The sequence below is a fragment of the Amycolatopsis sp. NPDC114484 genome, from assembly GCF_055633755.1.
The window spans coordinates 536,899-563,040 of sequence record NZ_JBVKDQ010000003.1; the positions used below are offsets into that span (position 1 = coordinate 536,899).

Annotated in this window: 27 protein-coding genes; 16 read left to right on the forward strand and 11 right to left on the reverse strand. The window is 69.4% G+C overall.

Annotated features, from left to right (window positions below; all coding sequences use genetic code 11):
- Positions 1–3 precede the first annotated feature (3 nt).
- The 5 genes from ACZ7SW_RS11745 to ACZ7SW_RS11765 all read left to right on the forward strand — a co-directional run bounded on the left by ACZ7SW_RS11745 (position 4) and on the right by ACZ7SW_RS11765 (position 5,498).
- Positions 4–963 carry an ABC transporter permease gene (locus ACZ7SW_RS11745; protein WP_470230362.1) on the forward strand — a complete coding sequence of 320 codons (960 nt, stop codon included), beginning with the start codon at positions 4–6 and terminating at the stop codon, positions 961–963.
- Positions 960–1,790 carry an ABC transporter permease gene (locus tag ACZ7SW_RS11750; protein ID WP_470230363.1) on the forward strand — a complete coding sequence of 277 codons (831 nt, stop codon included), beginning with the start codon at positions 960–962 and terminating at the stop codon, positions 1,788–1,790. The genes ACZ7SW_RS11745 and ACZ7SW_RS11750 overlap by 4 nt, the downstream gene beginning before the upstream one ends.
- Positions 1,787–3,412, forward strand: a complete 1,626-nt coding sequence (locus ACZ7SW_RS11755; RefSeq protein ID WP_470230364.1) for a dipeptide ABC transporter ATP-binding protein — start codon at positions 1,787–1,789, stop codon at positions 3,410–3,412. Before ACZ7SW_RS11750 ends, ACZ7SW_RS11755 begins: the two co-directional genes overlap by 4 nt.
- Positions 3,409–4,326: an ROK family protein gene (locus ACZ7SW_RS11760; protein ID WP_470230365.1), complete on the forward strand. Its 918-nt coding sequence runs from the start codon at positions 3,409–3,411 to the stop codon at positions 4,324–4,326. The genes ACZ7SW_RS11755 and ACZ7SW_RS11760 overlap by 4 nt, the downstream gene beginning before the upstream one ends.
- Before the next feature lie 227 nt (positions 4,327–4,553).
- A complete protein-coding gene (locus tag ACZ7SW_RS11765; RefSeq protein WP_470230366.1) occupies positions 4,554–5,498 on the forward strand; it encodes an MBL fold metallo-hydrolase in 945 nt (314 codons plus the stop codon).
- 167 nt (positions 5,499–5,665) lie between these two features.
- On the opposite strand, the gene ACZ7SW_RS11770 is transcribed toward ACZ7SW_RS11765, so the two are convergent.
- From ACZ7SW_RS11770 to ACZ7SW_RS11785, 4 genes are all read right to left on the reverse strand, one after another.
- The gene (locus ACZ7SW_RS11770) at positions 5,666–6,067 is read right to left on the reverse strand and encodes a histone-like nucleoid-structuring protein Lsr2 (RefSeq protein ID WP_470230367.1); all 402 of its coding nucleotides are present in this window, start codon (positions 6,065–6,067) and stop codon (positions 5,666–5,668) included.
- A gap of 289 nt (positions 6,068–6,356) precedes the next feature.
- Complete coding sequence (locus ACZ7SW_RS11775) at positions 6,357–7,982, reverse strand: phospholipase C (RefSeq protein WP_470230368.1); 1,626 nt, start codon at positions 7,980–7,982, stop codon at positions 6,357–6,359.
- A gap of 43 nt (positions 7,983–8,025) precedes the next feature.
- Positions 8,026–9,222, reverse strand: coding sequence for a Dyp-type peroxidase (locus ACZ7SW_RS11780; protein ID WP_470230369.1), 1,197 nt, complete (start codon positions 9,220–9,222; stop codon positions 8,026–8,028).
- Entirely contained in the window at positions 9,219–10,376 is a 1,158-nt protein-coding gene (locus ACZ7SW_RS11785) for an EfeM/EfeO family lipoprotein (protein WP_470230370.1), read from the reverse strand. The genes ACZ7SW_RS11780 and ACZ7SW_RS11785 overlap by 4 nt, the downstream gene beginning before the upstream one ends.
- Before the next feature lie 643 nt (positions 10,377–11,019).
- Here ACZ7SW_RS11785 and ACZ7SW_RS11790 point away from each other — a divergent pair.
- The 3 genes from ACZ7SW_RS11790 to ACZ7SW_RS11800 are packed head-to-tail and all read left to right on the forward strand — an operon-like array spanning position 11,020 to position 12,435.
- Positions 11,020–11,727 carry an RraA family protein gene (locus ACZ7SW_RS11790; RefSeq protein WP_470230371.1) on the forward strand — a complete coding sequence of 236 codons (708 nt, stop codon included), beginning with the start codon at positions 11,020–11,022 and terminating at the stop codon, positions 11,725–11,727.
- Entirely contained in the window at positions 11,717–12,046 is a 330-nt protein-coding gene (locus ACZ7SW_RS11795) for a hypothetical protein (RefSeq protein WP_470230372.1), read from the forward strand. The genes ACZ7SW_RS11790 and ACZ7SW_RS11795 overlap by 11 nt, the downstream gene beginning before the upstream one ends.
- The gene (locus ACZ7SW_RS11800) at positions 12,043–12,435 is read left to right on the forward strand and encodes an NUDIX hydrolase (RefSeq protein ID WP_470230373.1); all 393 of its coding nucleotides are present in this window, start codon (positions 12,043–12,045) and stop codon (positions 12,433–12,435) included. The genes ACZ7SW_RS11795 and ACZ7SW_RS11800 overlap by 4 nt, the downstream gene beginning before the upstream one ends.
- Here the strand turns inward: ACZ7SW_RS11800 and ACZ7SW_RS11805 are convergent.
- The 5 genes from ACZ7SW_RS11805 to pucL form a co-directional block, all read right to left on the reverse strand.
- Positions 12,413–13,513, reverse strand: coding sequence for a glycerate kinase (locus ACZ7SW_RS11805; protein ID WP_470230374.1), 1,101 nt, complete (start codon positions 13,511–13,513; stop codon positions 12,413–12,415). The genes ACZ7SW_RS11800 and ACZ7SW_RS11805 overlap by 23 nt on opposite strands.
- Positions 13,510–13,887, reverse strand: a complete 378-nt coding sequence (locus ACZ7SW_RS11810; protein ID WP_009082380.1) for an allophanate hydrolase-related protein — start codon at positions 13,885–13,887, stop codon at positions 13,510–13,512. Before ACZ7SW_RS11810 ends, ACZ7SW_RS11805 begins: the two co-directional genes overlap by 4 nt.
- A gap of 15 nt (positions 13,888–13,902) precedes the next feature.
- Entirely contained in the window at positions 13,903–15,345 is a 1,443-nt protein-coding gene (locus tag ACZ7SW_RS11815; RefSeq protein WP_470230375.1) for an NCS2 family permease, read from the reverse strand.
- Between the two features lie 176 nt (positions 15,346–15,521).
- On the reverse strand, positions 15,522–16,010 hold the full coding sequence (locus tag ACZ7SW_RS11820; RefSeq protein WP_470230376.1) for a nucleoside deaminase: 489 nt from the start codon (positions 16,008–16,010) through the stop codon (positions 15,522–15,524).
- A 37-nt stretch (positions 16,011–16,047) separates the two neighbouring features.
- Positions 16,048–16,920, reverse strand: coding sequence for a factor-independent urate hydroxylase (pucL, locus tag ACZ7SW_RS11825; protein WP_470230377.1), 873 nt, complete (start codon positions 16,918–16,920; stop codon positions 16,048–16,050).
- 161 nt (positions 16,921–17,081) lie between these two features.
- On the opposite strand from pucL, the gene ACZ7SW_RS11830 reads away from it, so the two are divergent.
- The 5 genes from ACZ7SW_RS11830 to ACZ7SW_RS11850 all read left to right on the forward strand — a co-directional run bounded on the left by ACZ7SW_RS11830 (position 17,082) and on the right by ACZ7SW_RS11850 (position 21,975).
- Positions 17,082–18,602, forward strand: coding sequence for a PucR family transcriptional regulator (locus tag ACZ7SW_RS11830; protein WP_470230378.1), 1,521 nt, complete (start codon positions 17,082–17,084; stop codon positions 18,600–18,602).
- 180 nt (positions 18,603–18,782) lie between these two features.
- A complete protein-coding gene (locus ACZ7SW_RS11835; protein WP_116198492.1) occupies positions 18,783–19,082 on the forward strand; it encodes a YciI family protein in 300 nt (99 codons plus the stop codon).
- Between the two features lie 141 nt (positions 19,083–19,223).
- Positions 19,224–20,093: a dihydropteroate synthase gene (gene folP / locus ACZ7SW_RS11840; RefSeq protein WP_470230379.1), complete on the forward strand. Its 870-nt coding sequence runs from the start codon at positions 19,224–19,226 to the stop codon at positions 20,091–20,093.
- A complete protein-coding gene (locus ACZ7SW_RS11845) occupies positions 20,093–20,905 on the forward strand; it encodes a pyrimidine reductase family protein (RefSeq protein ID WP_470230380.1) in 813 nt (270 codons plus the stop codon). The genes folP and ACZ7SW_RS11845 overlap by 1 nt, the downstream gene beginning before the upstream one ends.
- A gap of 14 nt (positions 20,906–20,919) precedes the next feature.
- Positions 20,920–21,975 carry an amidohydrolase family protein gene (locus ACZ7SW_RS11850; protein WP_470230381.1) on the forward strand — a complete coding sequence of 352 codons (1,056 nt, stop codon included), beginning with the start codon at positions 20,920–20,922 and terminating at the stop codon, positions 21,973–21,975.
- Here ACZ7SW_RS11850 and ACZ7SW_RS11855 read toward each other — a convergent pair.
- The gene (locus tag ACZ7SW_RS11855) at positions 21,972–22,487 is read right to left on the reverse strand and encodes a GNAT family N-acetyltransferase (RefSeq protein WP_470230382.1); all 516 of its coding nucleotides are present in this window, start codon (positions 22,485–22,487) and stop codon (positions 21,972–21,974) included. The genes ACZ7SW_RS11850 and ACZ7SW_RS11855 overlap by 4 nt on opposite strands.
- On the reverse strand, positions 22,468–23,232 hold the full coding sequence (locus tag ACZ7SW_RS11860; protein WP_470230383.1) for a hypothetical protein: 765 nt from the start codon (positions 23,230–23,232) through the stop codon (positions 22,468–22,470). Before ACZ7SW_RS11860 ends, ACZ7SW_RS11855 begins: the two co-directional genes overlap by 20 nt.
- Positions 23,233–23,316: 84 nt before the next feature.
- Between ACZ7SW_RS11860 and ACZ7SW_RS11865 the strand changes: the two genes are divergently transcribed.
- The 3 genes from ACZ7SW_RS11865 (at position 23,317) to ACZ7SW_RS11875 (ending at position 26,141) form a co-directional block, all read left to right on the forward strand.
- A complete protein-coding gene (locus ACZ7SW_RS11865) occupies positions 23,317–24,141 on the forward strand; it encodes a helix-turn-helix transcriptional regulator (RefSeq protein ID WP_470230384.1) in 825 nt (274 codons plus the stop codon).
- The gene (locus ACZ7SW_RS11870) at positions 24,138–24,497 is read left to right on the forward strand and encodes a VOC family protein (protein WP_470230385.1); all 360 of its coding nucleotides are present in this window, start codon (positions 24,138–24,140) and stop codon (positions 24,495–24,497) included. The genes ACZ7SW_RS11865 and ACZ7SW_RS11870 overlap by 4 nt, the downstream gene beginning before the upstream one ends.
- Positions 24,498–24,614: 117 nt before the next feature.
- Complete coding sequence (locus ACZ7SW_RS11875) at positions 24,615–26,141, forward strand: AMP-binding protein (protein WP_470230386.1); 1,527 nt, start codon at positions 24,615–24,617, stop codon at positions 26,139–26,141.
- Position 26,142: the final 1 nt, after the last annotated feature.

Sequence of the window (26,142 nt, forward strand, 5' to 3'; positions counted from 1 at the left end):
GACATGACGCGCTACATCCTCCGCCGGCTCGTGCTGGCCGTGGTGGTCGTGCTGCTGGTCACCGTGGTGACGTTCGTGCTGCTGCATTTGCTTCCCGGCGGCCCGGCCCGCGGCGTGCTCGGGGTGAAGGCCACCGAGGCGCAGATCGCCGCGTTCAACCACGCGCAAGGCTTCGACCAGCCGCTTCCAGTGCAGTACTGGGATTATCTGCTGCGGCTGCTGCGAGGCGACCTCGGCGAGTCGTACACGCAGAACTCGCCGGTGAGCACGCTGCTGACCGAGCGCATGCCGAAAACCCTGCTGCTCACCGTGCTTTCCACCGCGCTCGCGATTCTCGTCGCGCTGCCGCTCGGTGTCTGGCAGGCGGTCCGTCGCGGCCGCACCGCGGATCTGCTCACCACGGCCATCACGTTCGTGCTCTACGCGACGCCGGTGTTCTTCCTGTCGCTGGTGCTGATCATCCTGTTCGCGCAGGTGTTGCCGTGGTTCCCGGCGCAGGCCGCGCAGGGCGAAACGATCGGCGAACTGCTGTCCCAACCGGGTGCGCTGGTACTTCCTGTGCTCGCCGGCACCGGCGCCGCGCTCGCCGCGTTCAGCCGGTACATGCGAGCGTCCACTCTGGACAGCCTGTCCGAGGACTTCGTGCGCACCGCGCGCGCCAAGGGCACGCCGGAGCGCACGATCATCTGGCGGCACGTCTGGCCGAACTCGCTGACCTCGGTCGTCTCGATGCTCGGCTACTACGTCCCGGTGGTGTTCGGCGGATCGCTGGTCGTCGAATCGATGTTCAACTACCCCGGCATCGGCCTGCTGTTCTGGACCGCGACCCGCACCGCCGATTTCCCGGTGCTGCTGGGCGTCGTGCTCGTGATCGCCGTCGCGACCGTGCTCGGTTCCCTGCTCGCGGACCTGATCCAGCTGGCGATCGACCCGCGGGTGCGGGTGAAGGGAGCGCGGTCGTGACTGTCCTTTCGCGGCTGTTTGCCCGCAAGTCCGCCGTCGCGGGCGCGGTCCTGCTGCTGCTCGTGGTGGCGTTCTGCTTCCTCGGGCCGCTGGTGTACGGCACCGACCAATCCCACACCGACCTCGCGTCGGCACGGCTCGGCCCGAGCGGAGCGCATCCGCTGGGCACCGACGACCTCGGCTACGACGTGGTCGGCAGGCTCATGGTCGCCGGCCGGACGTCGCTGGTCATCGGCGTGCTCGCCGGGCTGATCGCGACCGCGATCGGCGCGGTGTGGGGCGCGGTCGCCGGGTACACCGGCGGCTGGCTGGACACCGTGCTGATGCGGATCGTCGACACCGGCGTCGCGATCCCCGCGCTGTTCCTGCTGCTGGTGGCCGCGACGCTGGTGACGCCGAGCGTCGGCGTGCTGGCGCTGCTGATCGGCGCGGTGTCGTGGCTGGTGCCCGCGCGGCTGATGCGCGCGGAAACGGTGAGCCTGCGCGAACGCGATTACATCCGGGCGATCACCGTGCTCGGCGCGAGCCGCACCCGCGTGGTGTTCCGGCACATCATTCCCAACGCGATCGGCACCGTGGTGGTGAACGCGACGTTCCAGATCGCCGACGCGATCCTGCTCGTGGCGTACGTCAGCTTCCTCGGTCTCGGCGTGCCCGCGCCCGACACCGACTGGGGAGCGATGCTGTCTAAAGGAATTACCTACACCTTCGACGGCGCGTGGTGGCTGATCCTGCCGCCGGGCTTCGCGATCGTGCTGGTGGTGTGCGCGATCAACTTCCTCGGCGACGGGCTGCGCGACGCGTTCGCGGTGAAGGGGCGACGATGAGCGAAGCAGTGCTGGACATCCGTGACCTGCGGGTGTCCTATGCGGACGGTTCGGCGGCGGTCGACGGGCTGAGCCTGTCGGTCGCGCCCGGCGAGATCGTGGCGGTGGTCGGCGAGTCCGGTTCCGGCAAGAGCACGGCGGCGCTCGCGGTGCTCGGGCTGCTGCCGGACTCCGCGCGGGTCACCGGGTCGATCGAGCTGGCCGGGCAGAACGTGCTCGACCTGCGCGGCGAAGACCTGCGGAAACTGCGCGGCCCGGCGGCCGGGATGGTGTTCCAGGAACCGATGACCGCGCTGAACCCGTTGCGGACCATCGGTTTCCAGCTCGCCGAGGCCATCCGCAACCACGACCCGGAGAAGCTGCGCCACCGCCGCTATCACGACCGGTGTGCCGAGCTGCTCGACCGCGTCGGCGTTCCGGAACCGGCCGCGCGGCTGAAGCAGTACCCGCACGAGCTGTCCGGTGGTTTGCGGCAGCGCGTGATGATCGCGATCGCCCTCGCGGCCGGGCCTCGGTTGATCATCGCGGACGAGCCGACCACCGCGCTCGATGTCACGGTGCAGCAGCAGATTCTCGACCTGCTTCGCGATATCCGCGAACACGAGGGCACCGCGACACTGCTGATCACGCACAACATGGGCGTCGTCGCCGATGTCGCGGATCGCGTCGCGGTGCTGCGCCACGGCAAGCTCGTGGAAGAAGCTCCGGCGGCGGAACTGTTCGCCTCGCCGAAGGCGGATTACACCCGGGAACTGCTGGCCGCGGTTCCGCAACTGGGTTCGTTCTCGCACGAAGCGACGACCGAAGAGACCCGGAAACCAGTTCTGGCGCTGTCGAATGTGGTGGTCGAGTACGGCGGACGGCAGGTGGTAAACGACGTTTCCCTGTCCGTCTCACCGGGTGAGATCGTCGGACTGGTCGGCGAATCCGGTTCGGGGAAAACCACGCTCGGGAACTGTGCGCTGGGCCTGGTCACGCCGAAATCCGGCACCGTCGAAGTGCTCGGCGGACCGCTGCCGAAAGGCACCGGCCGCAGTGCGCGGGCGGTCCGGCGGCAGATCGGCGCGGTGTTCCAGGACCCGGCGTCCTCGCTCGACCCGCGGATGACGGTCGCGCAGACCGTCGCCGAACCGCTGGTGGTCCACACCTCGGCCGGGCGCGGCGAGCGCCAGCGGCGGGTGCGGGAACTCCTCGACGCGGTGGAGCTGCCGGAAAGCCTGCTGGGCCGGTACGGGCACGAGCTGTCCGGCGGGCAACGGCAGCGCGTGAGCCTCGCCCGCGCCCTGGTGCTGGGCCCGAAGCTGCTGATCGCGGACGAGCCGACGAGCGCGCTGGACGTATCCGTGCAGGCAGCGGTGCTGGAGGTGTTCCGGCGGCTGCATCGCGAGTTCGGTTTCGGCTGCCTGTTCGTGAGCCACGACCTCGCGGTGGTGGACAGCCTGTGCGACCGGGTGGCGGTGCTGCGCGCGGGCGAACTGGTGGAGGAGGGCCCGGCGGAAACGGTGTTGCGCACTCCGGAACACCCGTATACGCAAGCGTTGCTGCTGTCCTCGCCGGTGCCGGATCCGCAGTTGCAGCGGACCCGGCGCGAGGCGCTGGCCGGCGCGGACCCCGCGGCGTGACGGGGTTGCGGGCCGGAGTCGACATCGGCGGGACGAAGACCCTGGTGGTGGTGTGCGACGAGGACGGCGAGGAACTGGGGTCGACGTCCGCGCCGTCCGAAGCGCACCGGGGCGGCGCGGCGATCCTCGACCGCGCGGCGGAGCTGGTCAGCTCGCTGGTGCCGGACCACGCGGCGCTCGCCGGTGTCGGCGTCGGAGCGGCGGGAGTCGTTGACCCGGTGACCGGAACAGTGCTGGTCACCGGCGATTCGTTCACCGGCTGGGCGGGCACGCCGGTCAACGCCGCGCTGTCCGCGCGGCTCGGCGGGGTGCCGGTGCGCACGGTGAACGACGTCGACGGATTCCTGCTCGGCGAGCTGCTGCCGGGCGAGCGGAACGTGCTCGGCGTCGCGGTCGGCACCGGCGTCGGCGGCGCGCTGTTCGTCGACGGCAGGCTGCTGTACGGCGGCGCGACCGGTGCCGGAGAGATCGGGCATGTCGGCCGTTACGGGGAGGAACGCTGCACTTGCGGGCAGATCGGACACCTTGAGGCCTATGCGGCAGGCAGGTCCTTGACCCGGCGCTACGCCGAAGCGACCGGCCGGACCCTCGCCGCGGAGGAGGTCGCCGCGGAAGCGCTCGACGGGGACCAAGCCGCCCAGACGGTGTTCGCGGACGCGGGCCGGTTCCTCGGCCAGGCGATCGCGCACGCCGCCGGGCTGCTCGGCGTCGCGACCTGCGTGCTGGGCGGTTCGGTGGTCAAGTCCTGGGCGCTGCTGGAGAAGCCGGTGCGGGGAGCGCTGGAGGAACGGCCGCTGCTGTCCGGAAACCCGGTGTCGATCCGGCTCTCCCGGCACGGGGCGAAATCCGTGGCACTGGGCGCGGCCGGCCTCACTGCCGGTACGCACTGGCTACCGGACGTGAGCAACCCCTAAAACCAGTCCTCTGTGGACCATCGAGAAAACCCTGGCCTGGGGGTATACGCTGTCGGGCACCGACGGAGCCGGGGGCAACGATGCGCGCGAAGCTGGGCGGAACGGGACAGGCGAGAACTGCGGCGGACCACGTGCGTGAGCGTGGTCTCCACCCCGCTGACAGCAGGTGACTTGGTCTATACCATTTCGGTGATCAATTCCCGTCCGGTGGCCCACGAGGGGATCCCATGCCCGTCATCAGGCGCAATATCGTCCCGCTCCGGTATTCCGACCCGAGCGTCGTCGCTTACGTGCGCAGCCCGAGCGACTGGATGGTGTCCAATTGCGGCTGGATCCGGGGCCGCGAAGGGGTCCTGCTCGTCGACACCTGCGGCACCGAACGCGACACGCTCGACCTGGTCAGCGACGTCCGCAAGTACTCGACCGTCGAAATGCCGCTCACACTCGTGCTGACCCACGCGCACGGCACCCACCACAACGGGGCGGGCGTCGCGCTGCGCAACGGCGGCCGGATCCTCGCCGCGCCCACCGCGGTACCGATCATCCGGGCCGGACCGCAGTGCAACGAGGAGATCTTCGCCTGCTCGAACTGGGGCAAGCTCGAGGCGCCGCGGCCCGAGGCGGTGCACGCGGTGATCGAACCGGTCGAAGTGGACCTGGGCGGCGTGGTCGTCGAGGTCGTCCCATTTCCCGGGACCGCGCACACCGACGGCGACCTCGTGCTGTTCGAACCGCGCACCGGCACGCTCTTCACCGGCGACCTGCTGTCGGTCGGGTCGACGCCGTTCGCGGTGCACGGTTCGATCCCGGGCTGGCTGACCGCGCTGGACTGGCTCGACAAAATGTTCCCGGACGTCCGCACCTTCGTGCCCGGGCACGGCGGGCTGAGTCATCCGGGCAGTTTCCCGGTCGCGGTGCTGCGCACTTACCTGCACTGGCTGCTCGACGCGACCGCGGGCCCGGGCACGCCGGACTTTTCCGGACTCGCCACGATCGCCCGCCGCCGCTGGCCCACGTGGACGGTCCCGGAACGGCACATCGGGAATCTGCTGCGCGCGCACGCCGACCAGCACGGGGAACGGCTCGCGTCCGCCGAGGCGATGCGCGCGATCCGCGACGCCGCCGGCGGCAAGATCGACCTGGACGCGCTGCTCGGACTCGGCAAGTCTTAACCCGGGAAATCGATTCCCCGGTCCCGCACCCGCTTCATTCGCGGTCGCGGGACCGGGAAATCGCTATTCCCCCAGACAGCCAGAAGGGCGCCGCCGGGAATCCCGGCGACGCCCTTACCGCTGATCACTAGCCGCGGCCCCCGCGGCACAGCTGCCGAAAAGAACGCTCAGGCGCTGGCCTTCTTGCGCGTCGCACGCTTGCGCACCGGCTTGGCCGGGGCCTCGGTGTCACGCTCTTCGTAAGCCTTCACGATCTCCGCCGGGAGCCGGCCGCGGTCGGACACGGTGAAACCGTTGTTCTCGGCCCACTCGCGCATCGCCTTGTTGCGCTCGCGGTCCGCGGCGGTCGAAGCCGGCCGCGGGGCCTGCCCGGCGGCCATGCGGACCTTGCGGCCGCCGACCCGGCGCGAAGCGGCGATGTAACGGGCCAGCTCTTCCCGCAATGCGGCAGCGTTGTCTTCCGACAGATCGATCTCGTAGCTCACGCCGTCGAGACTGAACGGGACGGTCTGTTCGGCGATGCTGCCGTCGATGTCGTCCACCATCTCGACAAGGACTTTTTGCGCCATGATTCGCGTTCCTTCACCTTCTACAGGATGTGCCTTCGATTAGCCTATCGTGTCGAGTGACGGTCCGCGCAGCGCGACTCCATTCCGGTTCGGCGGCCGCTGCTTTCCCGGCCGGTTCCCGAACACCTTCGGTACTCAATCCGCGACTGCCCGCATTGGAAAGTTTCCAGCGCGGTTGCGGTAATCGCACCCGGTTTCCCGCTGAGCGGACCGGAACCCGCCCCCGGAAACGGCCGAAGGCCACCGGGTCGAAACCCGATGGCCTTCGGTGTCGCGGGAGAAACGCGAGCTAGCCGCGCCCGGCGGCCGCCCCTGTCTTCGGGTCGAGCGGGAGCTTGCCCGCCTGCGGCCACCAGAAGTTGAACATGTTCCAGAGTCCGCCCGCGCGAGTGTCGAACGAACCGTCGCCGACCCGGCCGGAGAACCAGTTGTCCTCGATGAACTTCAGCACCGAGGTCTGGTCGGTCCGGGTGTGGTCGACGTAGTTCACCTTGCTGTAGGGCGAGATGACCAGCAGCGGCAGCCGCGGGCCGTAGCCGCAGCGGTCGGCGTGCCCGCCGAGCCCAGCCGGTTTGCCGGTGCAGACGGCCTGGTCCTGCGAGGCGTCCTGCGAACCGTTGACGATCTTCGAGTTCTCGTGGTCGTACCAGCCGTCGGAGTCGTCGTAGGCGAGCACGATCGCGGTCGAACGCCACTCCGGCGACTGCTGGATCTTGTTGATCTCGTCCACGACGAAATGCTGTTCGTCGAGCGGGTCGGAATAGCCCGCGTGCCCGTCCTGGTACTCCGGCGCCTTGAGGAAGCTCACCGCGGGCATCGAACCGGCCTTGAGCGAATCGTCGAAGTCGCTCGTGTCGTACTGGTGGTTCGCCCGGTCGGTCTGCCCGATCGCCTGCACCGAGGACGGCGGCAGGTGGTGCGGGTTCGACGTGGACTTGTAGTACTGGAAGGGCTGGTGGTGCGGACTGTAGTCCACGGAGGACTGATTGCCGATGTTCGCGTGCTTCTGCCCGCAGACCGCGTAGCCGTTCTGCGTGCCGGTCGGCTTGAAGCCGCCCTGGAACCAGCCCCACGTGACGTGCCGGTCGTTCAGCAGGTCGCCGACGTTGCGGCCCTGCATCGCGCCGAGGTTGTCCTTGGAGGTGTGGTTCTTGCCCGAGCAGTCGTCCCACGCCGGGTCCGGGTCGTTGATCACGGTGCCGACGCCGTCCTCGTCGGGCGACGCGACGACGTACGGGTCGTTCTTCGGCTCGTGCGTGACCGGGTCGACCGCCTGGATCCCGTGCGTCTGCCCGGAGATCAGGTTGATCGCGCCCGGGGTGGACGGGCCGAAGACGGTGTTGAACGAGTTGTCGCTCAGCGAGTAGTGCTGCGCGTAGTTCCACATGCCGGTGACGGTGTTGCCGTCGTAGTAGTCCATGACCAGACCCGGTTCGCCGAACAGCACCGGCTGCCCGGTGCACTTGTCGGTCTCGGTCTTCTCGACGAACTTGTCCATCTTGCCGCCGTTGAACGCGGCCTGCTCGGCGCCGTAGCTGTGGTTCTGGTCGCAGGTGAGCGCCTGGTCCGGCCCGAGCCGCTTCGGGTTGTAGGCGTTCGGGTTGTGCGTGAGCAGCTTGTCGTCGAGGCCGTTGACCTTCGGCGTGTGCTTCGCGGCCTGGAACGGGGTGCCGTTCTCGTTGGTGGCGTTCGGATAGGTGCCGAAGTAGTGGTCGAACGAGATGTTCTCGCCGAAGATCACCACGACGTGCTTGATCGGGGTGAGCGTGGGCAGCCACGACGCCGGCAACTGGTGCAGCGGCTGGGCCTGCGCGGACGAGGCCGCGGAGCCGGTGACGATCGCGAGCACGGCCGCCGAGACGAGCGCGCCCGCACCGAGCAGGCGACGGCGCCGTCTGCCGAATGCTGTGTCCACTGAGGATTCCTCCTGGTTTCGCGGGTGGGGATCGGAGCGCGCCTCACGCGAGGAGCGCCCGGCCGAAGTGGTCGCCGGGACCGGTGACGCCGGGCAGCGCGAAGAAATAGCCGCCGCCGAACGGGGAGATGTAGTCGACGAGCGGCTCGCCGATGAGCCGCTTCTGCACCGCCTCGAACTGGCGCTCGAGATCCTGCTGGTAGCAGGTGAAGACGAGGCCCATGTCGAGGTTGCCGTTGGAGTCCGCGCCGCGGTCGTAGTTGACCGCGCGGCGCAGGATCCGGCTGTCGTCGGTCTGCGGGGTGCGCGGATTGGCCTTGCGGATGTGGCTGGTGAGCGGGATGACGGTGCCGATCGGGTCGTCGGCGTAGCGCGGTTCGTCCTGTTCGGACGCACCGTCCAGCGGAGCGCCGGTGTCGCGGCGGCGGCCGAACATGTTCTCCTGCTCGGTGATCGAGACCCGGTCCCAGAACTCGACCAGCATCCGGATCAGCCGGATCACCTGATAGCTGCCGCCCGCCGTCCACGCGGGCTCGCCCGCCCCCGACACCCACACCAGCCGGTCCATTTCGGACTCGCCCGGATTCGCCGTGCCGTCCTTGAACCCCATCAGATTGCGCGGGGTGCCCGACGGCCGGGACGGCGAACTGAAGCCGTTGATCCTCCAGCGCAACTGCATTCCGCCGCGGGTCGCGCGAGCCAGGTCGCGCAACGCGTGCAGCACGGTGTCGGTGTCCCCCGCGGACAGCGTGAGCGACAGGTCGCCGTGGCACTGCGGGGCGTCGAGCGCGTCGTTGGGGAACATGGTCATCGGCTTGAGCTTCTTCGGCTTGCGGTCAGCCAGCCCGTAACGACCGTCGAAAAGGGACGATCCCACGCCGACGATCACGCCGAGGTCGCTGTGCGGCACCACCGGACCAAGCACCCCGGAGTCAGCGGGCGGGGCGGTAATCCCCAACGCCGCCGGTGCACCGCCGTTCGTCAGAAACCGTGCGCGGTCGGTGATTTCCCGGAACAACTCGGTCAACTCAGCGCGGTTCTCGGCCACCACGTCAAAGGACGCGATGATGCTTTGCGCCGGAGGCTGCCGGAGAATCGCGGCCTGTTTGGGACCGTGGAACGGAACAGTGTTTGTTTCTTCGCTCGCGCTGGCTGTCACGCCGATGCCAGCAGCCGCAGTAATCCCCGCTCCCACGACGGTGCGACGCAGGAAGGACCGACGAGAGGATTCCGTCGTCACGAGATCCTCCTCGACTCCGCGATGGCAGCGATCGGAGCGAGCAGCTCGGTCAACTCACTGACGTCCGCGTTGAGCTTCTGCCGCTGCGACGCGGACAACTGGCTCACCGGCGTCCACGAGTTGTCCGGCTTCTTGGCACTGTCGAGCGTGGCTTGGGTGCGCTTCATCCAGCTGTCCACCTTGGACAGTGCTGGGTAGCGCGGAGCGAGCACCGGACGCAGGACGTCGAGGACCGCTTGAGTCCCATCGAGATTCGCCCGCGCGGTGGCGAGGTTAGTGCCGCTGCCGTAATCGGTGCGGGCGGTCAATTCGAATTGCAGGGTGTTCTCCACAATCTCGTGCGCGCGCAAGCCGAGGTCGTTCGGATTGACCTGACTGTCCGCAAAGGACTTGCGGAGCTTCTGCACGTCGCTGTCCAACTGATCGGCCACCGACCCGAGAGCGGCGAGATCTTCGTTGTGCCACAAGCCGGATTCGATCCGATGGAACCCGGTGAAGCCCGGACTCTTGACACCGTCAGGCAGCCCGTCGGCAGTGCCGTTGATAGCTTTGTCGGAGTCGCCAAAGGCGTTGTAAGCCGCGCCAAGCCGCTCGTAATCGAGATGCGCGACAAGCCAAGCGGCCTGACTCGCACCGCGATCGTTGCTCCGGATAGCGTCTTTCAATTTGCCGACGTCGGCGGCCAACTGGCCGAGCCTCTGCGTCACATGGCTTTGATAGGACTTCAACGGCCCGAGCAGATCATTCTGCGTCACCGGCGCGACGCCCGGACCACGTTCAGAACCACCGCTCACCGTGACCGTCGGCCCGACAATCGCCGCCGAATCCTCAGGGAGACAACGGAATGCGTAACTCCCGTTGCCGAGCGTAACCTGCATCGGCCGGGTCGTTCCGCTGCCAAGCCCCTCGACCTCGCCGTAGACCACTCCCGTCGCCGGGTCGATCAAATCCACCTCGGAGGTCACGGATCCGGTGTTGTGCAGATGAAAGGTCTGGACCCCAGCTCGAGGATCCGCCCAGCCCTGCCCGCAGGACGACCGCGAGATCTGAATCTCCGGATCCTGCGCCGAAGCCCCGTCGGGCCAGACCGCGAAGACGATCCCCGCCGCCACGACCGCAACCGCGACCCCACCGCCGATCCAGCGGGCGCGCACAGACCCCGGCACTCTTTCCTCCTGCCACACGTTCGGACTACCGGGACGGAATTATGCGTGCGGAAAGTGAAGAAACGCTGGTCGAGAACGTCGCCCACCCGGGAATTCACCAGGACTTCAACCAGAAACCGGAAGAAATCGGATATAGCCACCAAAGCGCGTGGTAATACCCCGCCCGATTCGCCTCGTATGCCCCGGCGTCCGCGAGGGGAACCCCGAGGGAATCAGAGTCCCCTCAAGGTTCCCCTCACGCCCACGCGCCACCCCACGCGAACCGCACAAACCCACCCAACCAGCGACGCACCCAGCCCCCCTCCCCACAACCAACCCACCCAACCAGCAATGCACCCAGCCCTCCCCGCAACCAAGGCACCCACCCCACCCAACAATCGAGGCACCCAGCCCCTCCCCCGCACCCCGATACGAAGCCTCCCTGCGGTCTGGGGTTGCTTGTCAAGGCATCTTTCCCGCCTTGACAAGCACCCACCGACCGTCAGCACATCAAGCTTCGGGGTGCCCCACGCCACCCCTCTCCCAGCGGCGCAGCCGCCTCGTCCCCCACCAAAAACCAAACACCCCACCCCACCACCCCCGCTAACGTGAACCAACCACTCCGAAGGACCGACCACCGAAGGACGGCCCCATGAACCACCCCGAACTAACCGAACGCTTCACAAGCCTCACCACCGCCCACCTGGCAGACGCCTGCCTCCGCACCCGCCTAACCGTCCGCTGCGCCCCAACCGGAACCACCGCCGTCCTCCCCGGCCGGAAGCTCGCCGGAAGAGTCCTCCCCGCCAGACACTCCGGCAGCGTCGACGTCTTCCTGGAAGCCATCACCTCCGCGACCCCAGGCGACGTCCTGGTAGCAGACAACCAAGGCCGCCAAGACGAGGCCTGCGTCGGCGACCTCATCACCGCCGAAGCAGCCACAGCCGGTCTCACCGGCATAGTCATCTGGGGCCTGCACCGAGACACCGCGGAACTACGCGAAATCGGCCTCCCGGTCTACAGCCTGGGCTCCCTCCCCACCGGCCCCCTGCACCTCACCGACCGCGCCGCCAACGCACTCGAATCCGCCACCGTCGGCGAATGGACCGTAACCACCGACGACCTGGTCTTCGGCGACGACGACGGCGTCCTCTTCATCCCAGCCGCCCAGGCCGAAGAGGTACTCCGGCTAGCCGAATCCATCCGCGACACCGAACACCGCCAAGCAGCGAAGATCAGCGACGGCGTCACCCTCCGCGAACAAGTCCGATTCACCGAATTCCTGACTCACCGCGAAACCGACCCGTCCTATACCTTCCGCCAGCACCTCCGCGCGAAAGACAGCGCCATTGAAGAATAAGAAAGCCGCCCTGGTCGCCGGCGTCGGCAGGCAAGCCGGAATCGCCGCCCGGCTGCAGGAAGACAGCTGGACCGTCGGCACGACGTACTGGTCCGACTACGACCGTCGAATGCCCTGGGGCGTCGATAAAAGCGTCCAGGGCATCGAAGCCGACCTAGCCGACCCGGAAAACCCGGCAAGACTGTTCAACCGGATCACCCTCGCCGCAGCCGGCGAACTCGGGCACCTAGGCATCACAGCGAACGCGGTGAACCCCGGCCCAACCGACACCGGCTGGGTCAACGGTCAACTCCTCGTCGCCAACGGAGGCGCAGCATGAACGACAAACACCTCGCCTACGTCCTGCTCCCCCGAGACGAAACCGTCCTGCTGATCCGCCGCGCCCCCGGAACTTTCCTCGGCGGGCATTGGGAATTCCCCGGCGGCACCGTCGAACCCGGCGAAGCACCGGAGACCACCGCGGTACGGGAAGTCGCCGAGGAAACCGGGCTGCGGGTACGGCTCGCCAGGGAACGCGCCCGCCGATCCTGGCCGGACCGCACCGGCAAACCGTTCACCGTGCACGCCGCCTACTACGACGCGCACCCGGAATTCCTCGGCGACCTTCAGCTCAACCCGGCCGAACACGACGACCACCGCTGGCTGACCCCTGCCGACGCGGCCGGACTCCCCCTGTCCGACCACGTCAGGCAGGTACTGCTCGGCTGAAATCCCGAGCCAGCTGCGCGGCCCGGTCCCGCAGCAACGCACGGGCCTCGGCCACGCACCGATGTTCGTCCGGCTCCACATCGGTCAGCGCGTACACCCCGGCGAAGCCCGCCGCCTGCCACTCGGGCGCCGACAGCAGACACCGGCCGGCCAAGGCGACCACCGGAGTACCGCCCGCTGCCCGAAGAACACCCACCGGCGCTTTTCCGTGCAGCGACTGGGTATCCAACGATCCCTCGCCGGTGACGACGAGCCGGGCGTCCCGGGCAGCGGCCGGGAAACCCAGCAGCTCCAACAGCAACTCGATACCCGGCCGAATACGGGCGCCGAGTCCGGTGAGCACACCGAACCCGACGCCGCCTGCCGCGCCAGCGCCCGGGGTGGTGGCGTGCGCGGAGCCCAAAACTTCGGCCCACCGAGTCAGCCCGCGTTCCAACGACGCGATCTCGGCGGGTCCAGCGCCCTTCTGCGGCCCGTACACCGCGGCAGCGCCGTCCACACCCAGCAACGGGTTGTCCACATCGGACGCCAGGACAACGTCCACTTCGGCCAGTCCGGAAAGATCCACTGTGGACAACTCGGTCAAGGCCGCGCCGCCCGGAGGAAGCGGCGCACCGGAAGCGTCGAGCAATCGCGCGCCCAACGCCGTCAGCAATCCGGCCCCGCCATCCGTGCAGGCGCTGCCGCCGACACCCAGCACGATCTGCGTCGCACCGGCGGCGCGGGCGGCCGCGATCAGCTCGCCCGTGCCATAGCTCGATGCCGTCAGCGGTTCCAGCCTGCCGCCGGGCAGCCGGTGGAGGCCGGACGCCTCCGCCAGCTCGACCACGGCGACCGTCCCGCGCTGCGCGTAGTACGCGGTGATCCGGCGGCCGGTCGGCCCGGAAACCCGCACCGGCACTCGCCGGAACCCGGCGGCGACAGCGGCGGCGACAGTTCCGTCGCCGCCGTCCGCCACCGGCAGCTGCCGCACCGGTTCACCGGGCGCGACCTCGGCGAACGCCGCGGCCACCACCTCCGCGACCTCCGCCGCGGTGAGCGAGCCCTTGAACTTGTCCGGGGCCACCAGAACCGTCACGCCGCGGCCTTGAACGCTCGCCAGTCGCCGATTTCCGTGATGTCCCGCAGCTGCACGTGCGAGGTCTGCGGCCGCCGCAGCAGCATCGCGAACGCCGAACTGCCGTCGGCCAGTTCGATCACGCCCAGCTCCAGCTCCGGCGGTTCGGACGGGAGCACGCGGTCGCGCAGCTGGTCCAGGGTGAGGTCGTAGACCTCGCCGGAGATCGCCGCGCCGCCGTGCGCTACCGGGACCAGCGCCGGGCATTGCCCGCCCACCGAATAGAACCGGTACTTCGCGGCCGTGGTCGTTTCGGCCACCAGTGGAGCGCCGTCGAGCAGGTGGTGCAGGGGTTCGCCGCGCATCGCGCCGCCGTTGAGGAACATCAGAGGCATGGTGGTCCCTTTCTCTTAGAGGATCGCCTTCACCACGTCGATTCCGAAATAGACGGTGAACACGAGCGCGAGCACAGTGAGGATCCACCCTGCTTCACGCCACTTCCCGCGGAAGGTCTTGATCAGCACGAACGCGATGAGGCCCGCGCCGACGCCGTTGGTGATGGAGTAGGTGAACGGAATGAGCGCGACCGTCAGGAACACCGGGATCGTGTAATCCGGGTCGTGCCAAGGGATGTTGCGGCACTGCGCCACCATCATCCCGCCGATCACCACGAGCGCGGGCGCGGCGGCCTGCGCCGGGACGATGCCCGCGATCGGCGTGAACAGCAGCGTCGCCCCGAACAGAAGTCCGGTCACGACACTCGCCAGCCCGGTCCGCGCGCCCTCCCCGACGCCGGCCGCGGACTCCAGGAACACGGTGTTCGGCGACGAGCCGGACATCCCGCCGGCGATCGCCCCGGCCCCGTCCACGAACAGGATCCGGCCCATCCTCGGCACCCGGCCGTTCTTCGACAGCCCGGCCTCGGCCGACACGCTGGTGATGGTGCCCATCGCGTCGAAGAAGCCGGACAGCACCAGGGTGAACAGGAAGATCGTCGCGGTGAGCGCGCCCGCCTTGGCGAATCCGCCGAACAGGTCGACGTGTCCGAGCAGACCGAAATCAGGGGCCGCCACCACGGAATGCGGCAGCGTCGGCGTCGTCAACCCCCAGTCGCCGACGCCGAATCCGTCGTGCAGCACCACCGCGAGCACGGTGGCGGCGGCGATGCTGAGCAGCACCGCGCCGGGCACCTTCCGCGCCATCAGCACGGTCATCAGCAGCAGGCCGAAGCAGAACACCGCGATCGGCAGGCCGGACAGATGCCCGTCGGTCCCGAGCCGCACCGGGACGGTCGTGTGCGCCGCGTCCGGAATACGAGTCACGAACCCGGCGCTCACCAGTCCGACGAGCGCGATGTACAGCCCGATGCCGACGGTGATCGCGGTTTTCAGCGGTCCGGGAATCGCGTTCATGATGCGTTCCCGGACGCCGCTGACCGCCATCAGCACAATGCAAACGCCCTCCAGCACCACGAGCCCGAAGGCTTGTGCCCACGTCATCGACGGGGCCATCTGGAACGCGACGATGCCGTTGATGCCGAGACCGGCGGCGAGCGCGAGCGGCGCGTTGCCGATCAGTCCCATGAGGACAGTCATCACGGCGGCGGCGAGCGCGGTCGCCGTGGTCACTTGCGCGGCACTGAGTTTCGCGCCGGTGATGTCGGCGGAAGCGCCGAGGATGAGCGGGTTGAGCAAAACGATGTAGGCCATCGCGACGAACGTGGTCACGCCGCCGCGTACTTCTCGGCCTACGGTGGTGTCGCGCGCGCGTATTTCGAAGAGTCGCTCCACAATGGACTTGCGCTGCGGTCCGGGAGCCGAGGTCACCGCTTCGTCGAGGCGTACCTGGGTCATGCGTCCTCCCCTTGCCGGTGGGTGTGCCGCACCGCACCCCTGGCATACGCAAGGGGCGGCACGGCGGGACGTTCGCGTTTTTCTGGTGCTCCGGTCAGCACCGGGATGGTGGCCCGGTGGGGTGGGGCGGTGGACGCTGAAGCCGATTCTGACCGGCATTCAGCACTCGCCGAGGCTCAGTACTCGATCCGGTCGGATCGGCCGAGCCAGGCGGAAAACGGGGCGAAAGCCTCCGGGGTGGACACTCGCGAAACCGGGGTCTGCCACGTTTCGCGCGGGTGCTCGAACAGCTCGTAGAACGCCCGGTCGTCGAATCCGGCGCGGGCGGCGTCGTGCCGGTCGGCCGCGTACAGCACGCGGTCCACGCGCGCCCACAGCGACGACGCGAGGCACATCGGGCACGGCTCGCACGAGGAGACGAGCACGCAGCCGGCCAGGCTGAACGTGCCGAGCTCCTGGCAAGCCGCGCGGATCGCGACCACCTCGGCGTGCGCGGTCGGGTCGAGCGACGGGGTGACGCGGTTGACGCCGGTCGCGACGATCTCGCCGTCCTTCACCACCAGCGCGCCGAACGGTCCGCCGCCGTCGGCGACGTTCTTCTCGGCGATCCGCACGCATTCGGCGAGCCAGGTGCGTTCGACGTCGGCATCGATGGACACGGTCATGACAGTACTGCTCCCAACAGCTCGGGTTTCGGTTTGCTCAGGACCAGGCCGGACCGGCCGGCGGGGCGTCGTCGCGCAGGACGGTGCCCTCGATCAGGCCGTAGGGCCGGTCGGCGGCGTAGAACACCTCGCCGGGGTTGTCGAGGCCGAACGGCTCGAGGTCGACGAGGAAGTGGTGCTTGTTCGGCAGCGCGAACCGGATCTCCGCGATCTCCGGGACGGCTTCCAGCACCGCCTGCCCCATCGCGTACAGCGTCTGCTGCAGGGACTGGCTGTGCGTGCCGCCGAACGCGTCGAGCAGCGTGGCGAGCGCGGTCTCGTGCGCGTGCGTCCAGTTAGCCTCCTCGACGGAGTACCGCCAGGTCGCGGACACCGCGGTGGCGAGGATCCGGTCCTTCACCTCGACGAGCGTGGTGTATTCGTCGCGCGGGAAACCCCAGAACTCGGAGCCGGTGGAGTTGAGCACGGTCAGGTCTTCCACCCCGCCGAGCACCCAGGCCCGCTCGCCGTCGTAGGTGACGCGCGTGGTGCGGGTCCCCGCCCCGGACCGCGCGAACGAGTGATGCGCCGGGCGACCGCCGACCTGCAGCCGCTCCCACGGATGGGCCACGATCCCGACGCGCGCGGCGTGGATGCTCTCCTGCGTGGACACGAAGTGCCGGGCCAGCCGTAGCGCGAAGTCCTCGATCTCGCCGATGCCGTCGCGGGCGAAGGCGAAGACGGTGTTCTTCTGCGTGTCGGTGGCCAGCACCTTGTCGTTGGCCCCGGTCAGGTGGGTGTCGCTCATGTCGCCCGACAGCGACACGCTCACGGTGAGGTCGGTGATCCGGTGCTCGTCACCGTCACGGTCGACGCGGACCAGCCGGTTTTCGGCCTTCCCGTAGCGGTTGTCGCCTAGCACGATCGCCATTGGCCATCCCTTCTCGTTCGCTCGCCGAGTGAGTACACCTGCCGCGGCGTGGCACGGGCCACGGCAGATCCACCGAAAGCGGCGAGCGGGAAGGGCCGGTTTTTCGTAGTTTCCGCCAAACCCCTCTGGTGTGCGGTACTGATGGGCGGAAGGAGGCACGCATGCGGCTGGGTGCACTGCTCGACACCCCGGAGCTGGGGTTGCGGCTGCTGGCGGGCGAGAAGGCGCGCGACCGCGAGTTCGGCCGCGTCTTCCAGGCGACCCTGCAGGATCCGACGCGGTACCTCGACGGCGGCGAGATCGTGCTGTGCGGAATGCGCTGGCTGCCGGGGCCGTCGGACGCGGACGCGTTCGTCGGCAAGCTCGCCGCCGCGGGCGTGACCGCGCTCGGGGCGGGCACCGCCGAGGTCGGCGGACCGGTGCCGGACTACCTCGTGACCGCCTGCGAGCGCGTCGGCCTGCCGTTGTTCGAGGTGCCGGTGTCGGTTTCATTCGCGACCGTGGCCGAGCGGGTGATCCTGGGCCTGGCGGCGGAACGCGCAGCGCCCGCCCGCGATTCGCACCGGCGGCTGGTGGCCGCGGTGACCTCCGGGCGCGGACTGTCCGCGCTGGTCAAAGCCGGTGCCGAGGAACTGGGCACCGGCTGCCTCGTGCTGAGCGCGACCGGACAGCAGCTGGCCGGCGGCCCCGAACTGCCCGCCGCGCGTCGCACCGCGCTGGCGCGGCGGTTCCTGCGCGCTGAGCGGCTGCCGTGCCAGGACGGTCCGGTCACGCTGCTCGGCGCGGCCGGGCGCTCCGGGCATCGGATCGCGAGCTGGTTTCTCGTGGTGGACGGCGATCCGGCGCAGTGGCCGTCCGCGCGCCGGGAGCTGGCGCAGGAACTCGCCGCGCTGATCGGGCTCGAACGGTCCCGGGTGGACGAGGCCCGGCGGATCGAGAACCGGGCGGCCGAACCGCTGTTGCGGCTGGTGCTCTCCGACGACGCCGCGCCGGGCGAGCTGACCTCCCGGCTGTCCGCCGCCGGGTTCGCGCCGCAGGAACCGGTGGCGACGCTGTCGGCCGAGGTCCGCGGCGGCGGGCCGGGGCTCGCGCAGGTGCTGGTGGAGGAGCTGCTTTCGGCCACCGGACAGCCGGTGCTGGTGGCGACCGTCGACGGGGAGACGTTCGGCCTCTTCTCCTCGCGCGACACCGGGACGTTGCGGGAAGCGGTCCACACCATCGAACCCGCGCTCGGGTCCGCGCGGTTGACCCTCGGCCTCAGCCGGGCCGCGGACGCCTCCGGGCTGCGCTCCGGCGTGCAGGAAGCCCGGCACGCGCGCACACTGGCCGCGTTGACGCCGGGCCGCGCGACGGTGCTGTCCGGCGATGAAGTGGCGTCCCATTTGCTGCTGCTCGCGGCCGTTCCGGAAGACTTGCGCCGGACGTTCGGCGAAAAAGTACTGGGGCCGGTACTCGCGTACGACGCCGCACACGGTTCCGAACTGATAACGACGCTCAAGGCGTTCCTGGAACATTCGGGATCTTGGACACAGACTTCGGCCACGCTCCACTTGCACGTGAACACCCTGCGATACCGGATCACCCGGATCGGCGAACTCACCGGGCGTGATCCGAGCCGGTTCGCCGACCGCGTGGATCTTTATCTGGCCGGCTGCTTCACGCAGAACTGGGGGTGGTCTTGACCATCCGTCCGAAATGTCCTGCGGAAACGCCGGGCCCGATGCTTTCCCGCACCCCGTAACGGAAATCCAACCAGTACGCTTATCCGTAAAGAATTATTGGGAATACTTGACCATTCGATGAAGCACGACGGCACTCGGGAGGAGGATGCACCATCGGAGGAAGCGTCCTACTCTGAGGTCATGTACATCGCATTGCTGTCCTACACAGCACCTCGAAACGAAGTCGACTACGCACTGGCCGAACACGCGGACTGGCTGCGCAGCCACTTCGCGCACGGATTGTTCCTCGTTTCCGGAAAAGGAAACGAGGACGCGGACCAGGTCATCATCTCCCGCCCGTGCCTGCGCGGCAAGCTCGACGCCGTGCTCGCCACCGACCCGCTCGTGCTGCAACGTCTCGCGCATTACCGCGTGATCGAATTCTCCGCCACCCGCACCGCTGATGAGTTCCTGACCGTCAACGAGGCGCTCGCCTCCTGATCGCACCGCTCCACGCAGATCGACCGAACGCCCGGACGCAGGTGGCCTCCGGACCGCTCCGCCCGCCACCTGCCGGACGTGCTCCCGCCGCGAACTCGCCTATGATCACGCGAGATCTTTCGTTCCGGCCCGGGAGACCGCATGCACACGCCCGACCTCGTGTTCCGAGGCCGTCGCCTCACCAGTGACCGCGCCCTGGTGATGGCCATCATCAACCGCACTCCCGATTCGTTCTACGACAACGGCGCGACCTTCGAAGAAGCCCCCGCGCAGGCGGCCATCCGCCGCGCGCACGCCGAGGGCGCCGACCTGATCGACATCGGCGGCGTGCCCGCGGGCAAGGGCCCCGAGGTCACCGCGGCGGAGGAGATCCGCCGGGTCGTGCCGACCGTCGAATGGGCCCGCGAGAACTTCCCCGAGCTGGTCATCAGCGTGGACACCTACCGCGCCGAGGTCGCCGACGCCGTCTGCCGCGCGGGCGCGGACCTGGTCAACGACAACTGGGCCGCGATCGAGCCGGAGATCCTCGACGTCGCCGCCGAACACGGCGCGGGCTACATCTGCTCGCACACCAACGGTCTCGTGCCGCGCACCGAAGCCGTCCGGCCGGTGTACGACGACGTGGTGGCCGCGGTGGTCGACGGCACGACCGCGCTGGCCGAGCGCGCGCTCGCCGCGGGCGTGCCGCGCGAGGGCATCATGATCGACCCCTGCATCGACTTCGGGAAGAACTCCTACCAGTCGCTCGAACTGCTGCGGCACGTCGACGCACTGGTCGCGACCGGCTGGCCGGTCCTGATGGCGCTGTCGAACAAGGACGTGATCGGCGAGACGCTGGACCTCCCGGTCGGCGAGCGGGTCGTCGGCACCCTCGCCGCCACCGCGATCTCCGCGATGCACGGCGCGGCGATGTTCCGCGCGCACCAGGTCCGCGAGACACGGCAGGTCGCGGAGATGGTGGCGAGCATCATCGGCACCCGGCCGCCGGCGAACGTTGTACGGTCGGTCTGATGCGCGAAATCTTTCCCGGAAACCAGGACCGCACCGAGGCCGACGTCGAGCAGCTCTACGTCTATCCGGACGCGCCGAAGTGGCTCGCGGTGAATTTCGTGTCGAGCGCCGACGGCGGGATCACCATCGACGGCCGCTCGGGCGGGCTGTCGACGCCCGCGGACCGGATCGTCTACCGGCTGGGCAACGACCTCGCCGACGTCGTGCTGGTCGGCGCGGGCACCGCGCTGGCCGAGGGGTTCGAGGGCCTCCGGCCGGACGAGAAGACCGCCGAGCGGCGGCGCAGGCACGGGCTGGCCCCGATCGCGCCGATCGCCGTGGTCAGCACCGGCCGTTCGCTGCCGCCGGACGCCCCGGTGATCACCAAGGCCCTGGTGCCGACGATCGTCATCACGAGCGCGGCGACGGATCCCGAGCTGCGCGAGGCGTGGGCCACGGCCGGGGCGGATGTCCTGGTCGCTGGGACAGGCGACCCAACGCTGCACGAGGCCACCGGCGACCCGGCCTTGCACGCCGACCCGGACGACCAGCGCCCGCGCCCTCGGCACGGCGACGTCGACCTGCGGGCCGCGGTGGACGAGCTGGCTCGCCGAGGCCTCCGCCGCATCGACTGCGAGGGCGGACCGCACCTGTTCGCGTCGCTGCTGGCCGCCGGTGTGGTCGACGAACTGCGGCTGACGGTCGCGCCGATGCTGATCGCCGGGGACGCGCCGCGGGTCGCGATGGGCGCGGCGATCGAGCCGCAGCGGCTCGAATTAATTTCCGCGCTGGTGGACGACAACTCAGTACTCTTGCGGTATCGCGTCCACTGACCCGGGGAGGGATCGTGGCCAAGACCGCTCTGCGCGATGTGCGCGTCTTCGACGGACAAGGGCTCACCGAACCGCGCACCGTCGTGATCGACGGGCCGGTTCTCGGCACAGATCCCGCCGGGGCAAGGGAAATCGACGCCGCCGGGGCGACGCTGCTGCCCGGCTTCATCGACGCGCACCTCCACCTGGACCGGCCGGAGCAACTGGCCGACCTAGCCGAATGGGGCGTCACGACCGGGCTCGACATGGCGTGCTGGCCAGCTGAGCGCGTAGCCGCGCTGCGCACCGCGGGCCCGGCCGATTTCCGCTCTGCGGGGCTTCCCTTGATCGGCCCGCACGGGCTTCATTCCACGATCCCGGAAATGCCCGCTTCCGCCATCGTCACGACCGCGGAAGCCGCCGTCCAGTTCGTCGAAGCGCGGGTCGCGGAGGGTGTCGACTACGTCAAAGGCGTCGCCGAGGCCCCCGGTGACGGCGGGCCGCCCGCGGAAGCGTTGCAGGCGTTGGTCGACACGGCGCGGGAGCGAGGTCTGGACGCTGTCGTGCACGCGGCGACCCCCGGCGCGTACCACCTGGCCGTGGCGACCGGTGCGCGATTCGTGACGCATGTGCCGGTGATCGGCCGGATCGCCGCCGAGGACGTCGCCGCGATGAAGGCCGCCGGACAGACGGCGATTCCGACGCTCACCATGATGGAAGGAGCGCTCGCCTTCTTCGACGGCGCCGCTGGCGATTTCGTGGCCAATACGGCTGCTCTGCACGCCGCAGGGGTTGAAATCCTCGCCGGAACCGACGCCAACGGAGGTTCCGGAGCCCCGCTCGCGGTCGCGCACGGGTCGAGCCTGCACCACGAATTCGAACTGCTGGCCGAAGCGGGGTTGAGCTCGGTGGAGATCCTGCGTGCCGCGACGTCCGCCCCGGCGCGGGCGTTCGGGCTGTCGGATCGGGGCGAGATCCGGCCTGGGCTGCGAGCCGATCTCGTTCTCGTGGAAGGCGATCCGGTGGCGGACCTGTCGGCGACCCGGGCCATCCGCACGGTGTGGTGCGCTGGAACGGAAATCACCCGCTAGCCGAGGTCGCGGAAGTACCGGTCCAGCGCAGTACCGTCCTCGACCATCCGGCCGCTCAGCTCGAATCCCGCCCGCCGCGCCACCGCGCCCGAACTCACGTTTTCCGGCTCCACCTTGATCACCGCCCGCTTCGCTCCCGCACTGGCCGCGTACCGGACGGCCAGCAACACCGCCCGCGTCGCGAACCCCTGCCCGCGCCACCGCGGATACAGCCCATACGCCACGTTCGCCTCCCCCGGCGCGAGATGCTCGCCGGAGAACCGCAGGTCGACCGTCCCCGCCAGCACGCCGTGCACCCGGATGCCGAACGCCCGCAAGGACCCGCCGGAAGCCCATTCCTGCTGGCAGTGCTGAAGATACTCCCGGGTCCCGGCAAGCGTCCCCGGTCCGCCGTTGAGCCAGCGGATCAGCTCCGGGTCCTCGCCCGCGAAGTGCGCCTCCGCGTCGTCCGGCCGCAGCGGGGACAAGGCGAGCTCTCCGTCGGACAGCTCCTCAAGACCGCTGAACGGCATCGTCGGCTTCCTCGAAGGTCTTCTGCGCCTTGGCCAGTTCGTCGGCCGCCCGGGCAGCGCGGTGTTCCGCCTCGGCGAGCCGTTCGCGCAGTTCGGTCACCCGGTCGTCGGCCTGTTCGGCGGTCCGTTCCGCGCGCTGCAGATTCCGCTCGGCCTCCGCCCGCGCCCGCACCGCCTGCCGCCGTTCCAGCGCGCGGACCCGGGATTCCTCCTCCGCCTTCCGGTCCTTTTCGGACTGTCGGGTCTTCTTGGCCGGCGCGGGATTCGTCGGCAGCGACAGCCAGCGGTCGGCGTCCTGACGGGCCTTCGACGTCAGCCGTCCGGCCAGCGCCAGCCGGGCGACCTCGGCGTCCGCGACGATCGCCTCCAGCGTTTCCTCCACCTCGCGCTCGACGGAATCGCTCAACTCGGACGCGTCCCGCACGATCCGCTGCACCAGCTCCGCCCGCCGATGTGCCAGTTCCCGCAACCGGGAGCCGTCGAGCTGTTCGTGCGCGTCGCGCAGCTTCTCGCCGAGCGAGGCCAGCTCGGACAGCGGAGCGGAACCGTCGCGCGCCAGGCGGTTGACGTACGCCGCGGCCGCGGTCGGCTTGCGCAGCGCGCGAATCCGGCGCGCCAGCTCGACGTCGCCCGCCTCCTTCGCCGCGCGGGCGGCCGCGGTGCGCTCCGCGACGAAGTCGGCCGGCTCACCCGCGTAGAGCCGGTCGGCGACGGTATCGAAATCCGGGGTTGCCACGTGTGCCACCGAACCACACGAGTAGTCCGAACGCGACGCAACGCGTAACGTGGACGTCCACCCAACAAGGTCGAGTGAAGCGGGACGGTGCCCATGACGCCTCCGGGCCGGCTCGCGCTGACGGCCAGCCCCCTGGTCGCCGGCGCGCTCAAAGCACTGCAAATCGCGACCGAGCTGCCGGTCGCGATGGGCGGACCGGTGTCGGCGGCCTCCCGCTCGCACGTGATCGACCAGCTCCGCGGCACCGCCACCCGGTCGATGCAGCACGTGCAGGTGGACACCGGGGCCGGGCTCGGCGGCAAAGCGGTGGCACTGGCCCGGCCGTCCACGGTCGTCGACTATCTCAACGCACAGGGCATCACGCACAAATACGACCACGCGGTGGCCCCCGAACGGCTGCGCGCGATGGTGGCGCTGCCGGTGCGCGTCGGCGAGACCACGCGCGCGGTGCTGTATGCGGCGTCCCGGGATTCGATCACGTTCGGCGACCGGCTGTTGCACGCGGCGACCGCGGTGGCGACTCGGCTGGGGCGCGACATCGAGGTGGAAGAAGAGGTGCAGCGACGGCTGGCCGCGCCGACGGCCGTCCCCGCGGCCGAACGCGGCGACCTGCACGCCGAGCTCACCGCGATCGCCGGGTCGATCCACGACGAAAGCGCTCGGCAACGGCTGCTGGCGGTGTGCGACCGGCTGCGCCCGGAACTGGACCTGCCCGGCGTCGCGCTGACCCCGCGCGAGGTCGACGTCCTGCGGCTGGTCAGCGAGGGCTGCACGAACGACGAGATCTCAGACCGGCTCGGCCTGCTGCCCAACACGGTCAAGTCGTATCTCAAGCACGCGATGCGGAAGCTGGCGGTGTCCAACCGGGTGCAGGCGGTGAACCGGGCACGCGCCGCCGGACTGCTGCGGGCCGGATGAGACGGCTGAGCGGCGTCACGATCGATTGCGCCGAACCGCAGGTTCTGGCTGGCTTCTGGAGCGCGCTTCTCGACCGTCCGGTCTCCGGAGAGCATGACGGACCGGACTGGGCCACGGTCGGCTCTCGGCTCGATGCCGCTCCCCGGCTGACGTTCCAGCGCGTCTCCGAGCCGAAGCGCGGCAAGGTGAGACTGCATCTGGACGTCGAGGTGGACGACGTCGACGAGGCCCTGGCGCAGATCGAACAGCTGGGCGGGCAGTGGACCGGGGAACGCCACGACTACCCCGGCGAGGGTGTCGTGCTGGTGATGACCGATCCCGAAGGACACGAGTTCTGCATCGTCCGATACCTCTGAGGTTCCGCTGCCAGTCCAGTGCGGACATACCCTCCATGTGGGGTGGCTGGATCCGAGGCGGTGAGCGAAAATCACCCGCGCGGGCAGTGCGGCCCGCAGACGCGAAGGGATCGGCACGTGTTCTATGACCTGAGTGTCCGCGATTTCCTCGACCGCGCCGAAACGGTGTACCCGGACCGGATCACGGTGGTGGACGAACCCGCCCAGCCCGCGGAGTCCTGGGGCTCGGTGCCCTACCGCGAACTCGCCCGCCGCGCCCGCGCGCAGGCGGCGAATCTCGACGCGCTCGGCGTTCCCGTCGGCGGCAGGGTCGCCATCGTCTCGCACAACTCCGCGCGGTTGTTGACGTCCTTCTTCGGCATCTCCGGCTGGGGCCGCGTCCTGGTGCCGGTGAATTTCCGCCTCGCCCCGGCCGAAGTTCGGTACATCGTCGAGCATTCCGGCGCCGAGGTCCTGATGATCGACCCCGAGCTGAAACCGTTGCTGGACAGCGTAACCGCGAAACACGTGTTCGTCCTCGGCGAGGACGACGACAAAATCTGGGGCGGCGACGGCGGACCGCGGCCGTGGGACGCCGACGAATCCGCCACCGCCACGATCAACTACACCTCCGGCACCACCGCGCGGCCGAAGGGCGTCCAGCTCACGCATCGCAATCTGTGGCTCAACGCAACCACTTTCGGCCTGCACACCACACTCAGCGACAACGACGTCCTGCTGCACACCCTGCCGATGTTCCACGCGAACGGCTGGGGAATGCCGTACGCGGTCACCGGCCTCGGCGGACGGCACATCGTGCTGCGCAAAGTGGACGGCACCGAAATCCTGCGCCGCGTGCGGGAGCACGGCGTGACGATCATGTGCGCCGCCCCCGCCGTCGTCACCGCCGCACTGGACGGCGCCGCTTCCTGGGACGGCGAGATCCCCGGCCGCGACCGCGTCCGGATCGTGGTGGCCGGCGCGCCGCCGCCGACCCGGACCATCGAACGCGTGCGCGCGGAACTCGGCTGGGAGTTCATCCAGATCTACGGCCTGACCGAGACTTCGCCGCTGGTCACGGTGAACCGCTTCCGCAGCGAATGGGCCGGACTGGACCCGCACGAGCAAGCGAAGCTCTTGGGCCGCGCCGGCGCCCCGGCCCTCGGCGTCCGCGTCACGATCGACACCGACGGCGAAGTCCTCACCCAAAGCAACCACAACCTGGACGGCTACTGGGAAAACCCGGACGAGACCGCGCGGGTGCAGGAAGGCAACTGGTTCCACACCGGCGACGGCGGCACCTTCACCGACGGCTACCTGACCATCGCCGACCGCAAGAAGGACGTCATCATCACCGGCGGCGAGAACGTGTCGTCGATCGAGGTGGAGGACGCGCTGAGCTCGCACCCGGCCGTCCGGGAGGCCGCGGTGATCGGCATCCCGGACGAGAAATGGGGCGAGCTGGTCACCGCCCTCGTGGTGACCGACGGCAGCGAGGTGACGGCGGACGAGCTGATCACGCACTGCCGCCAGCACCTGGCCGGGTACAAATGCCCGAAGCGGGTGGAGTTTCTCGCCGAACTGCCGCGGACGGCGACGGGGAAGATCCAGAAGTTCAAGCTGCGGCAGCCGTTTTGGGAGGGGCAGGACCGGCAGGTGAACTGAC

Coding starts and splice junctions, on each gene's coding strand:
- ACZ7SW_RS11810 (WP_009082380.1), bottom strand. CDS start 13,887: ATGCCTCTGATGTTCCTCAACGGCGGCGCGATGCGCGGCGAACCCCTG.
- ACZ7SW_RS11865 (WP_470230384.1), top strand. CDS start 23,317: ATGACGCCTCCGGGCCGGCTCGCGCTGACGGCCAGCCCCCTGGTCGCC.
- ACZ7SW_RS11790 (WP_470230371.1), top strand. CDS start 11,020: ATGAACCACCCCGAACTAACCGAACGCTTCACAAGCCTCACCACCGCC.
- ACZ7SW_RS11830 (WP_470230378.1), top strand. CDS start 17,082: ATGCGGCTGGGTGCACTGCTCGACACCCCGGAGCTGGGGTTGCGGCTG.
- folP (WP_470230379.1), top strand. CDS start 19,224: ATGCACACGCCCGACCTCGTGTTCCGAGGCCGTCGCCTCACCAGTGAC.
- ACZ7SW_RS11755 (WP_470230364.1), top strand. CDS start 1,787: ATGAGCGAAGCAGTGCTGGACATCCGTGACCTGCGGGTGTCCTATGCG.
- ACZ7SW_RS11845 (WP_470230380.1), top strand. CDS start 20,093: ATGCGCGAAATCTTTCCCGGAAACCAGGACCGCACCGAGGCCGACGTC.
- ACZ7SW_RS11770 (WP_470230367.1), bottom strand. CDS start 6,067: ATGGCGCAAAAAGTCCTTGTCGAGATGGTGGACGACATCGACGGCAGC.
- ACZ7SW_RS11800 (WP_470230373.1), top strand. CDS start 12,043: ATGAACGACAAACACCTCGCCTACGTCCTGCTCCCCCGAGACGAAACC.
- ACZ7SW_RS11820 (WP_470230376.1), bottom strand. CDS start 16,010: ATGACCGTGTCCATCGATGCCGACGTCGAACGCACCTGGCTCGCCGAA.
- ACZ7SW_RS11745 (WP_470230362.1), top strand. CDS start 4: ATGACGCGCTACATCCTCCGCCGGCTCGTGCTGGCCGTGGTGGTCGTG.
- ACZ7SW_RS11815 (WP_470230375.1), bottom strand. CDS start 15,345: ATGACCCAGGTACGCCTCGACGAAGCGGTGACCTCGGCTCCCGGACCG.
- pucL (WP_470230377.1), bottom strand. CDS start 16,920: ATGGCGATCGTGCTAGGCGACAACCGCTACGGGAAGGCCGAAAACCGG.
- ACZ7SW_RS11765 (WP_470230366.1), top strand. CDS start 4,554: ATGCCCGTCATCAGGCGCAATATCGTCCCGCTCCGGTATTCCGACCCG.
- ACZ7SW_RS11870 (WP_470230385.1), top strand. CDS start 24,138: ATGAGACGGCTGAGCGGCGTCACGATCGATTGCGCCGAACCGCAGGTT.
- ACZ7SW_RS11835 (WP_116198492.1), top strand. CDS start 18,783: ATGTACATCGCATTGCTGTCCTACACAGCACCTCGAAACGAAGTCGAC.
- ACZ7SW_RS11855 (WP_470230382.1), bottom strand. CDS start 22,487: ATGCCGTTCAGCGGTCTTGAGGAGCTGTCCGACGGAGAGCTCGCCTTG.